This is a genomic window from Ciceribacter sichuanensis (genome assembly GCF_024055605.1).
Lineage (GTDB): Bacteria > Pseudomonadota > Alphaproteobacteria > Rhizobiales > Rhizobiaceae > Allorhizobium > Allorhizobium sichuanense.
Map to the genome: position 1 here is coordinate 23,007 of NZ_JAMXLX010000009.1, position 13,853 is coordinate 36,859.

Sequence of the window (13,853 nt, forward strand, 5' to 3'; positions counted from 1 at the left end):
GTCAGCCGGCCTCCGCTTCGAAATCCACCAGCACCGTGCCGGCCTCGACCATTGCCCCTTCCGCGCAGTTGAGCCTCACGACCAGCCCGGCGGATGGTGCGCGGATCGTGTGTTCCATCTTCATCGCCTCCATGATGACAAGCGCCTCGCCGGCCTCGACGCGATTGCCCGTATTGGTCAGGATCGCGCGGATCATACCCGGCATCGGTGCTGTCAGCCCGCCGGCTGCTGCCTCGGGCGTTTCGAACCCGGCAAGGTCTGTCGTCGCGACGGGATGGACGGTTCCGTCGATCACCAGATCGAAGGCATCGCCGTTCGGGAGGAAATAGCCGTTGTGTTTCCTCCCGGCGATGGTCGCCGAGAGCTTGCCATCCGCGGCCAGTGAACCCTCGACGGATATCGTTTCACCATCGATGCTGATCTCAAAACCGCGTTGTAGATAAAGGACATCCACTTCCATGGGCTTCCCGGCAATGATGAGCTGTAGTTCCTGCCGTTCGGGGCGGTTGAGTCGGAAGCCATTGGTCATTGCCCATGGAGTGTGCGGATCGGCCGTTGCCATTGCCCGGCGCTGAGTGTTGGCCTTGTTTGCAAGCATGAATCCGAGGGCGGCCATCGTCGTTGTTACGCCATCAGAGCCAATGTCTGGCCGTAGTCTCGGTTCGTTGCGGACGATGAAGCCGGTGTCGAGACGGGCATCCTCGAAATCCACAAGGCCTGCCAGCCGCGCCAGAAAGCCGGTATTGCTGGTCACGCCTGTGATGGCCGTCTCGCGAAGGGCAGCGCGCAGCCTGCGAACGGCCGAGGGACGGTCGGCATCCCACACGATGAACTTCGCGATCATCGGGTCGTAATGCACCGTAATCGCATCGCCGGCCCTCACGCCGCTGTCAATGCGGATATGGTCGTTCTGCTCGGGCAGGACGAGGTGGCCGATCCTGCCGATCGATGGCAGGAAGTCATGGTCCGGATCCTCGGCATAAAGCCGCGCCTCTATCGAATGTCCCCGGATTTTCAGATCGGCCCAATCCTCCGGCAGGCGCTCGCCGGCCGCTACCCGGAATTGCCACTCGACGAGATCGAGGCCGGTGATGAATTCGGTGACGGGATGCTCGACCTGAAGACGGGTGTTCATCTCCATGAAGTAGAATTCACCGCCCGCATCCAGCAGGAATTCCACCGTGCCGGCGCCGGAGTAATCGATGGCGCGGGCACAGGATATGGCAGCCTCGCTCATCTTCTTGCGCAGCGGTTCCGGCAGGCCGGGGGCCGGGGCTTCCTCTATCACCTTCTGATGCCGACGCTGGATCGAGCAATCGCGCTCGAAGAGCGAATGGCAGTTGCCGTGGTTGTCGGCAAAGACCTGTACTTCCACGTGTCGGGGACGGGCGAGATATTTCTCGATCAGCATCCGCTCGTCGCCAAAGGCAGCAAGCGCCTCGCGTTTCGCCGCAGCCAGTTCAGTGGCAAAATCCTCTGCCTGCGCGACGATACGCATGCCCTTGCCACCACCGCCGGCGGAGGGCTTTATGAGCACGGGATAGCCGATATTCATTGCTTCCGCCGCAAGGAGCGCCGGCAACTGGTCGTCGCCGTGATAGCCTGGAACCAGTGGCACGCCTGCCGCTGCCATCAGGGTCTTTGCCGCGCTCTTGCCGCCCATGGCGCGGATCGCTGCGGCCGGCGGGCCGATGAAAACAAGGCCGGCTGCCGAGCATGCTTCGGCGAAGTCGGCGTTTTCAGACAGGAAGCCGTAGCCGGGATGGATCGCCTCGGCTCCGCTTTCCCGAGCGGCCGCAATAATCCTGTCGCCGTCGAGGTAGGATTGGCGGGCCGATGCCGGGCCGATGGCAAGGGCCTCGTCGGCGATGGCGACATGGGCGGCGTCTCGATCCGCCTCCGAATAGACGGCGACCGTCGCAATCCCCATGCGCCTTGCCGTCCGGATGATCCGGACGGCGATTTCTCCGCGATTGGCGATAAGGATTCTGGAAAACATCGCGCCTCACATCCTGAATATGCCGAATTGGGTGCGTTCGACGGGCGCATTCAGAGCCGCGGAAATCCCGAGGGCGAGCACCATCCGCGTGTCCGCAGGGTCGATCAGGCCATCATCCCATAGTCGCGCGCTGGCATGATAGGGATGGCCCTCAGTCTCGTATTTCTTGCGGATCGGCGCCTTGAAGGCTTCTTCCTCTTCGGCTGGCCAGACCTTGCCCTGAGCCTCCATGCCGTCACGTCTGACCTGCGCCAGCACGGAGGTGGCCTGTTCGCCGCCCATCACCGAGATCCGCGCATTCGGCCACATCCAGAGGAAGCGCGGCGAATAGGCCCGACCGCACATGCCGTAATTACCAGCCCCGAAGGAGCCGCCGATGATGACGGTGAATTTTGGCACCCTTGCGCAGGCCACCGCCGTCACCAGCTTCGCGCCGTCCTTGGCGATGCCGCCGGCCTCATACTTCTTACCGACCATGAAGCCGGTGATGTTCTGCAGGAAGACGAGCGGAATTCCGCGCTGGCAGCAGAGTTCGATGAAATGGGCACCCTTCAGCGCCGACTCTGAAAACAGGATGCCGTTATTGGCGACGATACCGACGGGATAGCCGAAGATATGGGCGAAGCCGCAGACCAGCGTGGTGCCGTAGAGCGCCTTGAACTCGTCGAATTCGGAACCGTCGACGATGCGGGCAATGACCTCGCGCACGTCGAAGGGTTTTCTCGTGTCGTCGGGCACGATGCCGTATAGCTCCTCCGCTGGATAAAGCGGCTCGGCAGACTGCCGGATTTCGATGTCGATGCGTTTCGGCCGGTTGAGCGTGCCGACGATCCGGCGTGCCAGCGCCAGCGCGTGGCGGTCGTCATTGGCATAGTGATCGGTCACGCCGGAGGTGCGGGAATGGACGTCGGCTCCGCCCAGTTCCTCGGCGGTCACCACTTCGCCGGTCGCGGCCTTCACGAGCGGCGGGCCGCCGAGAAAGATCGTGCCCTGGTTTTTCACGATGATCGACTGGTCGCTCATGGCAGGCACATAGGCGCCGCCTGCCGTACAGCTTCCCATGACGACGGCGATCTGGGGTATGCCTTCCGCCGACATGGTCGCCTGATTGTAGAAGATACGGCCGAAATGATCGCGGTCGGGAAACACCTCGTCCTGAAGCGGCAGGTACGCGCCGCCGGAATCGACGAGATAGAGGCAGGGCAGGTGGTTCTCCCGGGCGATTTCCTGGGCGCGGAGATGCTTCTTCACCGTCAGCGGATAGTAAGTCCCGCCTTTCACAGTCGGATCGTTGGCGACGATCATGCACTCGCGGCCGGCCACCCGTCCGATGCCGGTGATGATGCCTGCCGCCGGCACCGCTTCGTCATAGACGCCGTAGGCGGCGAACTGCGACAGTTCCAGAAACGGCGTGCCTGGATCGAGAAGCGTGTCTATGCGGTCGCGTGGCAGAAGCTTGCCGCGGGCCGTGTGCCGGTTGCGGGCCGCTTCACCGCCGCCCATGGCGATCTCGGAGACCCTCGCGTTGAGGTCATCGACAAGGCCGCGCATGAAGGCGGTGTTGGCGTGATAGCTGGCGTCGCGGGTGATGTTGGATTTGAGCCTCATCATTCCCTCACGCATTGTTCTTGAACAATTCACGACCGATCAGCATGCGCCTGATTTCGCTGGTGCCGGCGCCGATCTCGTAGAGCTTGGCGTCGCGCAGGAGCCTCCCGGCGGGGCTTTCGTTCATGTAGCCGGTGCCGCCCAGAAGCTGGATGGCATCCAGCGCCACCTGCGTCGCACGCTCGGCGGAAAACAGGATCGCGCCTGCCGCATCCTGCCGAGTGAGGCGAGCGTTATCGCCGGCGCGGGCCACGGCATAAACATAGGCGCGCGAGGCGTTCATCGCGGTATACATGTCGGCAATCTTGCCCTGCACGAGCTGAAATTCGCCGATCGCCTTGCCGAACTGGTGTCGTTCACGGATGTAGCGAAGAACGAGATCGAGCGCCGATTGCATGATGCCGATCGGGCCCGCCGCCAGTACGGCCCGTTCGTAATCGAGGCCACTCATCAGCACGGTGACGCCGTCGTTCACCTTGCCCAGCACGTTTTCCCCCGGGACCTCGCAATCCTCGAAGACGAGTTCGGAGGTTGGAGAGCCACGCATGCCGAGCTTGTCGAGCTTCTGCGCCGGACGGAAGCCCTTGAAGCCCTTCTCGATGAGAAAGGCAGTAATGCCGCGCGGGCCGGCAGCCATGTCCGTCTTGGCGTATACGACCAGCGTATCCGCTTCGTGGCCATTGGTGATCCACATCTTGGAGCCGTTCAGGAGGTAGCGGTCCCCCTTTCGCTCCGCCTTGAGCCGCATGGATACGACGTCGGATCCCGCTTCTGTCTCGCTCATAGCAAGCGAGCCGACATGCGCGCCGGATATGAGGTTCGGCAGGTATCGCTGTTTTTGCTCGGTCGTGCCCCAGCGATGGATCTGGTTGATGCAGAGGTTGGAATGAGCGCCGTAGGAAAGGCCGACGGATGCCGAGGCGCGGCTGATTTCCTCCATCGCGACGCAATGGGCGAGATAGCCCATATCAGCCCCGCCATATTCCTCCGAGACCGTGATGCCATGCAGGCCGAGCGCACCCATCTCCGGCCAGAGATGCCTCGGGAAACAATCCTCCCGGTCAATTTCCGTCGCAAGCGGCGCGATCCTGTCATGAGCAAACTTGCGCACGCTGTCGCGCAGCGCCCCGATCTCCTCCCCGAGACCGGCGTCGAAAACTGCGGCGAGATCCAGGCTCATCGCATACTCCTCCTCTCGACGGTTTTCACGCAGCCGTCTCCTGCGGTGAAAGGTGGGCGGCGTCTCCTCCACACCGCCCGCCTTGTTTTATGTCTCCGTACCTCCGGTGAACGCGGCCGACCGGCGCACGAACGTCTTTATGGCGAAATTGGACTGGATGCGCGCCACGCCCGGAACCGTCGTCAGGAAGTCCAGGAGTTCCTGGTAATGCGGCAGGTCGCGCACCATGGCATGGATCAGATAATCCGAGCTTCCGCTGGTCTGGTAGCCGCCGACCACCTCCGGAATGGAGGCGACGCTATGTTCGAACGTCGTCAGCGCGTCCTTGATCTGGCGTTCCAGCGTAACCGAGATGAATACACCCATCGTGCCCAAGAGCCGGTTTTCGTCGAAGACGGCGGTATAGCCGCGGATTATCCCGGCTTCCTCCAGCTTGCGCACTCGCCTCAGCGTCGGCGTGAACGACAGACCAATCCGGGATGCGAGATCGCGCCAGCTTATCCGCCCGTCCTCGCCGAGAACGTGCAGAATTTTCCGATCGAAGGCATCGAGCGTTTCCATGGATCAAATGATCTACAGTTCCTGAAATCGATGGATCAAAGATATCTTTGTTGCGAAATCTGTCAATCAAATTAGCTTTGAAATGAAAACGCTATGGTGATACCGTTCACTCAATCGGGAATTGGCAGATCGTTTGATCTCATGTCCCGGTCGTGAGCGTCCCGGCTTGGAGGAGCCGTGATGCGGGCAAGGTTCTTTCCGGGGAGGTGGAAAGTGACTGAGCATGATCCTGTCGTTATCGTAGGTTCCGCTCGCACGCCCATGGGCGGTTTTCAGGGCGCACTGAAATCCGTGACAGCTCCGGCTCTCGGTGCGGTGGCTATTCGCGCAGCGCTCGAGCGAACTGGCCTTGCCGAAAATCAGGTCGACGAGATGCTGTTCGGCTGCGTGTTGTCGGCGGGACAAGGACAGGCCCCGGCACGGCAGGCGGCGGTCGCGGCCGGCCTTCCCAATTCGACCGGTGCGACGACCATCAACAAGATGTGCGGCTCGGGCATGAAGGCCGCGATGCTGGCGCACGATCTCATTATCGCCGGCAGTTCCTCCATCGCGGTCGCCGGCGGCATGGAGAGCATGACCAATGCGCCCTATCTGCTCGACCGTGCCCGTAGTGGCTATCGGCTGGGCCATGGCAGGGTCATGGACCACATGTTCCTTGATGGTCTCGAAGACGCCTATGACAGGGGCCGGCTGATGGGCAGTTTTGCAGAGGATTGCGCCGAAGCCTATCAGTTCACACGCGACATGCAGGATTCCTATGCTGTCTGCTCGCTGGAACGTGCCCGCAGGGCAATCGCTGAAGGCCGGTTCGACCGGGAGATCGCACCCGTGGCGGTTCCCGTTGGTCGGGACGAGCAGGTGATCGCCATTGATGAGCAGCCGGGCAAGGCGCGACCGGAAAAGATCCCGACCCTCAAGCCGGCCTTTCGCGAGGGCGGCACGGTTACGGCCGCAAATTCCAGTTCGATTTCCGACGGTGCGGCAGCGTTGGTGCTGATGCGCCGGTCTGAGGCCGAGCGGCGTGGGCTTGCACCCTTGGCCACGATCATGGGGCACGCGACCGATGCACGGGCGCCCGCCCGGTTCACCACCGCTCCCATTGGAGCGCTCGAGCGGCTTTCCGAGAAGGTCGGATGGAAACTCGGGGATGTCGATCTGTTCGAAATCAACGAAGCCTTTGCCGTAGTTGCGATGGCGGCCATGCGTGACCTCGATCTGCCGCATGACAAGGTCAACGTCCATGGCGGCGCCTGCGCGCTTGGCCATCCGATTGGCGCCTCAGGCGCCCGCATCATGGTGACGCTGCTCTCCGCACTGCGGCAGCACGGTCTGAAACGAGGAATGGCGGCGATCTGCATCGGTGGCGGGGAGGCCACCGCGGTCGCTGTCGAACTTTGCTGAAGAGTGGAACTCTTCGGCAAGCCGTCTGGAGGCGGCGGTGAGAGCAGGGAGGAAGCACAAGGCATGACCGCAAACACGCATTTGAGCCTGCATGTGCCGGAGCCGGCCGTTCGGCCGGGCGACCAGCCGGACTTTTCCAACGTCAAGATTCCGAAGGCCGGCTCGGTGCCGCGACCGGAGATCGACGCCGCACCGGAGACCATGCGTGAACTTGCCTATTCGATCATTCGCGTGCTCGATCATGAGGGCAATGCCGTCGGTCCCTGGGCTGGTCTTCTCTCTGACGAGGAGCTTCTTTCCGGGCTCAGGCATATGCTGCTGCTGCGCGCCTTCGATGCGCGCATGCTGATGGCGCAGCGGCAGGGCAAGACGTCCTTCTACATGCAGCATCTCGGTGAGGAAGCGGTAAGCTGCGCCTTTCGCAAGGCGCTCTCCAAGGGCGACATGAACTTCGCTACTTATCGTCAGGCCGGATTGCTGATCGCGGATGGCTATCCGCTGGTGACCATGATGAACCAGATCTTCTCCAACGAGGGAGACCCGCTGCACGGCCGGCAGTTGCCGGTGCTCTATTCGTCGAAGGAGCACGGCTTTTTCACGCTATCCGGCAATCTCGCCACGCAGTTCGTGCAGGCGGTGGGATGGGCAATGGCTTCCGCCATCAAGGGAGACACGAAGATCGCGGCCGGCTGGATCGGTGACGGATCGACGGCGGAATCGGATTTTCATTCGGCCATGGTTTTCGCCTCGACCTACAAGGCGCCGGTCGTGCTCAACGTGGTCAACAACCAGTGGGCCATTTCCACCTTTCAGGGCATTGCCCGGGGCGGGTCCGGCACCTTTGCCGCCCGTGGCCTCGGCTTCGGCATTCCGGCGCTGCGGGTCGATGGAAACGACTATCTCGCCGTCCACGCCGTCGCGCGCTGGGCGGTCGAGCGGGCGCGGCGCAATCTCGGGCCGACCTTGATCGAATACGTCACCTACCGCGTCGGCGCCCATTCGACCTCGGACGATCCGAGCGCCTATCGTCCGAAGACGGAGTCGGAAGCCTGGCCGCTCGGTGATCCCGTGTTGCGGCTGAAGAAGCATCTCATCGCGCGCGGGGTCTGGTCGGAGGAGCGGCACTTGCAGGCTGAAGCAGAGATCATGGACACGGTGATCGAGGCGCAGAAGGAGGCGGAAAGCCACGGTACCCTGCATGCAGGAGGCAAGCCGTCCGTGCGCGATATCTTCGAGGGCGTCTATGCCGTGATGCCGGCCCATCTCCATCGTCAACGCAGGATGGCGGGGTGCTGACATGACCAGAATGACCATGATCGAAGCGGTGCGCAGCGCCATGGATATCTCCATGGCGCGTGACGGCAACGTCGTCGTCTTCGGCGAAGACGTGGGATATTTCGGCGGCGTTTTCCGCGCCACGCAGGGATTGCAGGCGAAATACGGCAAAACGCGCTGCTTCGACACGCCGATCAGTGAATCCGGTATCGTCGGCACGGCCATCGGCATGGCGGCCTATGGGTTGAAGCCGTGCGTCGAAATCCAGTTCGCCGATTACATGTTTCCCGCCTATGACCAGATCACCCAGGAGGCAGCGCGGATCCGCTACCGCTCCAATGGCGATTTCACCTGCCCGATCGTCATCAGGATGCCGACGGGTGGCGGGATCTTCGGCGGCCAGACGCATAGCCAGAGCCCGGAGGCACTGTTCACCCATGTCTGCGGTCTCAAGGTCATTGTTCCGTCGAATCCCTTCGACGCCAAGGGATTGCTGATTTCCTCGATCGAGGACCCGGACCCGGTGATGTTCCTGGAGCCCAAGCGGCTCTACAACGGTCCGTTCGACGGTCATCACGACCGCCCGGTGGTTCCGTGGTCCACCCATCCCCTGGGTGACGTTCCAGAAGGGCACTATACCGTGCCGATCGGCAAGGCCAAGGTCAGGCGGCCGGGCAATGATGTGACCGTGATCGCATATGGAACCATGGTTCATGTGGCGCTCGCCGCCGTCGAGGAGACGGGCGTCGATGCCGAGGTCATCGATCTTCGAAGCCTCCTGCCGCTCGATCTCGATACCATCGTTCAATCCGTCTCGAAGACCGGTCGTTGCATCATGGTGCATGAGGCGACGTTGACCTCGGGCTTCGGCGCGGAGGTGGTCTCGCTCGTTCAGGAACACTGTTTCTATCATTTGGAAGTGCCCGTGATCCGCATCTGCGGATGGGACACCCCTTATCCGCACGCCCAGGAATGGGACTATTTCCCCGGCCCGCAGCGCATCGGCAGGGCGCTCGCAGAAATCATGAAGGCGTGACCCATGAGCGAATATGTTCTCAATATGCCCGATGTCGGCGAAGGTGTCGCAGAAGCCGAGCTGGTGGAATGGCATGTGAAGCCCGGCGATCCGGTCCGTGAAGACATGGTGCTGGCTGCGGTGATGACCGATAAGGCGACGGTCGAGATACCATCACCAGTGGCGGGCATCGTGACATGGCTTGCCGCCGAGGTCGGCGACTCGGTGGCGGTCAGGGCGCCGCTGGTCAGGATCGATATCGCTTCCGGTTCGGTTGCGCCTGCACCGGTTGAAGAAAAGAAGCCGGTGGCGAAGGCTGAAATGCCCGCGCCCTCTGCTCAGATTGCGCCCGCTCAGGAGGTTGTTCCGCCGGAGGTTCCCGAAACGCCGGAAAAGAATGCCCCCCTGCCGGTGCCGACTGGCGAGGTGGGGGCCAAGCCGCTGGCGGCTCCTGCCGTGCGCCATCGGGCACAGATGTCCGGTGTCGATCTGAACAAGGTGAAAGGGACTGGGCCGGAGGGGCGCATCACGCATGAGGATCTTGATGCCTTCCTGTCGAGCGGACCGCATCCGCCGGGCGTGGCCGCAGGCTTCGGCCGGAACATGGCGGTCGAGGAGATCAGGATCACTGGCCTGCGCAGGAAGATTGCCGAGAAGGTGGCCCTTTCCGCCTCGCGCATCCCCCACATCACCTATGTCGAGGAAATCGACGTGACCGATCTGGAGGAGCTTCGGGCCGCGATGAATGGCGGGCGCAAGCCGGATCAGCCGAAACTGACGATCCTGCCGTTTCTGATGCGGGCGCTGGTTCGGGCGGTGGAAGATCAGCCGGCGATGAATGCCACGTTTGACGACGAGACGGGCATCGTCACACGATATGGCGCGGTGCATGTCGGCATTGCGACGCAGACGCCGGCCGGACTTTCCGTGCCGGTGGTGCGTCACGCCGAAGCTCTGGGATTATGGGGGTGCGCGGCTGAACTCGGCCGCGTTGCGGAGGCCGCGCGAACCGGTCGCGCCCCGCGCGAGGAACTGACAGGCTCCACGATCACCATCAGTTCGCTCGGCTCGCTGGGCGGCATCGTCTCGACGCCGATCATCAATCACCCCGAGGTGGCGATCATCGGCGTCAACAAGATCGCCACGCGTCCGGTTTGGGACGGCAGAGGACAGTTCATTCCCCGCAGGATGATGAACCTGTCCTCCAGCTTCGATCACCGCGTGATCGACGGCTGGGATGCGGCAACCTTCGTCCAGCGGCTGAAAACCCTGCTGGAAACGCCAGCGTTGATCTTCATTGAAGATTGAGGGTGACTGGCTAGAGTATTTCCGCCTTTCTCCGAAACGCGAAAATACTCTATCTGTTTGTTTTTACGCATTTCCGAACGCAAAACCGTGGCACACTTTTGCTGGAAATGCTTCAACGGCCAGCCGTCAGGGAAGTATCTTGCCCGGGTTCATGATGCCGGATGGATCGATGGCATGCTTCAGCAGTGCCATGAAATCTACGGCGTCGCCATGTTCCTCGCGCATGTAGGCGATCTTGCCGGTGCCCACGCCGTGTTCACCCGTGCAGGTGCCGCCGACGGAGATTGCCCGCTTGACCATCTGCTTGTTGATCGCAGCGACTTCGGCCATTTCCTCCTTGTTGGAGGGATCGACGGCAAAGGCAACGTGGTAGTTGCCGTCACCGACATGGCCGAGAATGGCGGCCGGCACCTTGCACTCCTTCAGGAGTTCGCGGGTATAGAGAATGCAGCTGCCGAGTTCGGAAACCGGCACGCAGACGTCGGAAGACCAGCCCTTGGCGTCTGTTCGCTGGGAAACGACGGCGTAGAAGGCGTTGTGGCGCGCCTTCCAGAGCCGATTGCGCTCTTCCGGGGAGCTTGCCCATTCGAAGTCCACGCCGTCGTTGTCGCGCACGATGTCGCGAACCATGGCGACCTGTTCCTCGACGCTTGCCGGGGAGCCATGGAATTCGAAGGCCAGCGTGTCTTCCAGTTTGAGGTCCAAGCCGGAATAACGGTTGACGGCGGCGATCAGGCCACGGTCCATGAGTTCCATGCGTGCGACCGGAATTCCGAGTTGCACGATGGCGATGGCCGTGTCGACGGCCTGCGAGACGTCTTCGAAGGAGCAGAGCGCCGCCGAGATCGTTTCGGGAATGCCGTAGAGCCTGACAGTGACTTCGGTGATGATACCGAGCGTGCCTTCCGAGCCGACGAAGAGCCTCGTCAGATCGTAGCCGGCGGAGGATTTGCGGGCCCGGCTGCCGGTGTGGATGATCTTGCCGTCGGGAAGGACAACGGTGAGTGCCAGCACGTTTTCGCGCATGGTGCCGTAACGCACGGCGTTCGTGCCCGAAGCGCGGGTTGAGGCCATGCCGCCAATCGAAGCGTTGGCGCCGGGATCGATCGGGAAGAACAGGCCCAGGTTGCGAAGATCGTTGTTGAGCTGTTCGCGCGTCACACCAGCCTGCACGGTGCAGTCGAGATCGGCGGAGCTGACGCGAAGGATGCTGTTCATGCGGCTGAGGTCGATCGAGATGCCGCCGTTCAGCGCGATGAGGTGTCCCTCGAGCGAGGTGCCGGCGCCAAAGGCGATGACCGGCACCTTGTGCCCGGCGCAAAGGCGGACCGTTTCGGCGACATCCTCGGTGGTTTCAGCGAAGACCACGCCATCGGGAATGGCGGTCGTGTGGTGGGATTCGCCATGGCCGTGCTGCTCGCGCACGGCCTGTGTCAGCGAAAAGCGCTCGCCAAAGCGGCCGGCAAGAGCCTCTGACAGGGTTTCCGGCAGGCCGCTCATGCCTTTTCTCCCGCACCGGCCTTTTCTTCCTCACCCGAAGGACCGGTTGCGACCGGCGTGTCGCCAGGCAGGCCCCATTCCGACCAGGATCCGTCATAGACGGCCACGTTATCATTGCCGATCAGGTGCAGGCTGAAGGCGAGCGCCGAGGCGGTAACGCCTGAACCGCATGTGGCGGCAACCGGTCGCGAGAGGTCGAGGCCGGCATTTTCGAACAGCGTCTTCAGGGTTTCCGGCTTGAGGATTTCTCCGCTCTCGGGGTTGGTCAGACTGGAAGACGGCAGATTGAAGCTGCCGGGGATGTGGCCGGAGCGCAGGCCGGGCCGGGGTTCGTTTTCGGCTGCGGTGAAGCGCGAAGCGGCGCGGGCGTCGATCACCTGCTCGGCCTTCGTCCCGAGGTTATGCAGCATGTCCGCTCTGGAACGCACGAGTTCGGGATGGAAGGCGGCCCGGAACATTCCTTCAGCGGGTGTCGGGATCTCGGCGGTTACCGGACGGCCCTCGGCGCGCCACTTGCGCAGACCACCATCGAGCACGGCAATCTTCTCGTGACCGAAGACCCGAAGCGTCCACCAGACGCGGCCGGCGGAAACGAGGCCGGGGGTGTCGTAGATCACGACCACGCTGTCGTTGGAAAGGCCGAGACGACGAGCGACAGCCTCGAATGCTTCGGCGGAAGGCAGCATGTGCGGCAACGACGAGGCGTGATCGGCGACATTCTCGATGTCGAAGAAGCGCGCATCTGGAATATGCCGCTCGCGATAGTTCTCGGCAGCCGTGGGCGTGACGCCCGGCATGGTGAACGAACCGTCCAGCAATACCAGCCCCGGCGCGTCGAGATGAGCGGCGAGCCATTCGGTGGTGACGAGGGAACCGGGGAGGGTGAGCGACATGATGAACTCCGAAGTGGCCGGGTGGCCGTCTGGTTGGCCGCATCCCGGAGGAGCCTTCATGAGGATGGGGATGGGCGGCAGGAAGGAGACGGGCGGCAGTGTTGCCGCCCGTCCTGTATCAGATCAGTTGGCGATTGCCAGGCCCGCGTCGCGGATCAGTCCGCCGAACTGTTCGGCGTCGTCCTTGGCGCGCTGGGCAACCTGCTCCAGCGTTTCGATGCCGGGGATGAGGCCGAAGCTGATGATCTTCTCGCGGACGTCGGGCTGTTCCAAAACACTGTTGATCAGGGTATTCAGCTGCTGCCTGACGTCATCGGGAACGGAAGCCTGGATGGAGATGGTGTGCCAGCTGCGCGGAGCCCAGCCGGTCAGGCCGCCTTCGGCGGTGCTCTGCAGGTCGGGCAGCTTGTCCCAGCGCTTGTCGCCGAGCACGGCGATGCCGGTCAGGGTGCCGGCAGTGATGTGCTGTGCGGCTTCCGGACCGAAGAAGACCTGGGCTTCGTTGCCGAGAACGGCCTGCAGGGCGGCGGGAGCGCCGTTGTAGGGGATGTGCAGCAGTTCGATGCCGGCGGCCTTCTGCAGCCATTCGCCGCTGAGGTGGCCGACCGTGCCCTTGCCGGAGGTGCCGTAGGCGAGCTTGCCCGGGTTCTCCTTGGCGTACGCGATGAGTTCCGGCAGCGACTTGACCGGCACGGAAGGATTGACGGCGATGACCATCGGCGCGTCACCGATCAGGACCAGGGGCACCAGATCCGTCAGCGGCTTGTACTGAACCTTGGTGACGAAGGGAATGATGCCGTAGAAGCTGTTGGTGGACTGCAGCAGGGTGTAGCCGTCAGCCGGCGTGCCCATGAAGTAGTTGGCGCCGATCGCGCCGCCGGCGCCTGGCTTGTAGTCGTTGATGACCTGCTGGCCGGTCGCGGTCGTCAGTCTTTCCCCGATCAGGCGCGAGAGGTTATCGCTCATGCCGCCGGCGTTGTAGGGGATGATGTAGTCGATCTTGCGCGACGGGAAGGTATCGGCAAAGGCCGAACGTCCGGCAAGGGCGCTACCGGACACCAGCGCGGTTGCGGCAAGGAAGGTCCGTCTTGTCAGGTTGAAGGTCATGTCGAG

The 13,853-nt window shown here is 62.7% G+C and carries 11 protein-coding genes; 4 read left to right on the plus strand and 7 right to left on the minus strand.

Annotated elements, in window-relative coordinates:
• Position 1: 1 nt before the first annotated feature.
• The 4 genes from NBH21_RS21665 to NBH21_RS21680 form a co-directional block, all read right to left on the minus strand.
• Positions 2–1,999, minus strand: coding sequence for an acetyl/propionyl/methylcrotonyl-CoA carboxylase subunit alpha (locus NBH21_RS21665; RefSeq protein WP_250915025.1), 1,998 nt, complete (start codon positions 1,997–1,999; stop codon positions 2–4).
• 6 nt (positions 2,000–2,005) lie between these two features.
• A complete protein-coding gene (locus NBH21_RS21670; RefSeq protein ID WP_280924988.1) occupies positions 2,006–3,607 on the minus strand; it encodes a carboxyl transferase domain-containing protein in 1,602 nt (533 codons plus the stop codon).
• A 7-nt stretch (positions 3,608–3,614) separates the two neighbouring features.
• The gene (locus tag NBH21_RS21675; RefSeq protein WP_250915026.1) at positions 3,615–4,787 is read right to left on the minus strand and encodes an isovaleryl-CoA dehydrogenase; all 1,173 of its coding nucleotides are present in this window, start codon (positions 4,785–4,787) and stop codon (positions 3,615–3,617) included.
• 87 nt (positions 4,788–4,874) lie between these two features.
• The gene (locus tag NBH21_RS21680; RefSeq protein ID WP_099059197.1) at positions 4,875–5,348 is read right to left on the minus strand and encodes an Lrp/AsnC family transcriptional regulator; all 474 of its coding nucleotides are present in this window, start codon (positions 5,346–5,348) and stop codon (positions 4,875–4,877) included.
• Positions 5,349–5,561: 213 nt separating this feature from the next.
• Here NBH21_RS21680 and NBH21_RS21685 point away from each other — a divergent pair, with 213 nt between their 5' ends.
• The 4 genes from NBH21_RS21685 (at position 5,562) to NBH21_RS21700 (ending at position 10,347) form a co-directional block, all read left to right on the plus strand.
• Complete coding sequence (locus NBH21_RS21685) at positions 5,562–6,749, plus strand: acetyl-CoA C-acyltransferase (RefSeq protein WP_250915027.1); 1,188 nt, start codon at positions 5,562–5,564, stop codon at positions 6,747–6,749.
• 63 nt (positions 6,750–6,812) lie between these two features.
• Positions 6,813–8,045, plus strand: a complete 1,233-nt coding sequence (locus NBH21_RS21690) for a 3-methyl-2-oxobutanoate dehydrogenase (2-methylpropanoyl-transferring) subunit alpha (protein ID WP_250915028.1) — start codon at positions 6,813–6,815, stop codon at positions 8,043–8,045.
• 1 nt (position 8,046) lies between these two features.
• A complete protein-coding gene (locus tag NBH21_RS21695; RefSeq protein ID WP_250915029.1) occupies positions 8,047–9,060 on the plus strand; it encodes an alpha-ketoacid dehydrogenase subunit beta in 1,014 nt (337 codons plus the stop codon).
• Positions 9,061–9,063: 3 nt separating this feature from the next.
• Complete coding sequence (locus tag NBH21_RS21700; protein WP_250915030.1) at positions 9,064–10,347, plus strand: dihydrolipoamide acetyltransferase family protein; 1,284 nt, start codon at positions 9,064–9,066, stop codon at positions 10,345–10,347.
• Positions 10,348–10,473: 126 nt separating this feature from the next.
• Here the strand turns inward: NBH21_RS21700 and NBH21_RS21705 are convergent, their stop codons facing one another.
• From NBH21_RS21705 to NBH21_RS21715, 3 genes are all read right to left on the minus strand, one after another.
• Positions 10,474–11,847, minus strand: a complete 1,374-nt coding sequence (locus tag NBH21_RS21705) for an FAD-binding oxidoreductase (protein ID WP_250915031.1) — start codon at positions 11,845–11,847, stop codon at positions 10,474–10,476.
• On the minus strand, positions 11,844–12,740 hold the full coding sequence (gene sseA / locus NBH21_RS21710) for a 3-mercaptopyruvate sulfurtransferase (RefSeq protein WP_250915032.1): 897 nt from the start codon (positions 12,738–12,740) through the stop codon (positions 11,844–11,846). Before sseA ends, NBH21_RS21705 begins: the two co-directional genes overlap by 4 nt.
• A gap of 123 nt (positions 12,741–12,863) precedes the next feature.
• On the minus strand, positions 12,864–13,847 hold the full coding sequence (locus NBH21_RS21715) for a Bug family tripartite tricarboxylate transporter substrate binding protein (RefSeq protein WP_250915033.1): 984 nt from the start codon (positions 13,845–13,847) through the stop codon (positions 12,864–12,866).
• Between the last annotated feature and the right edge of the window lie 6 nt (positions 13,848–13,853).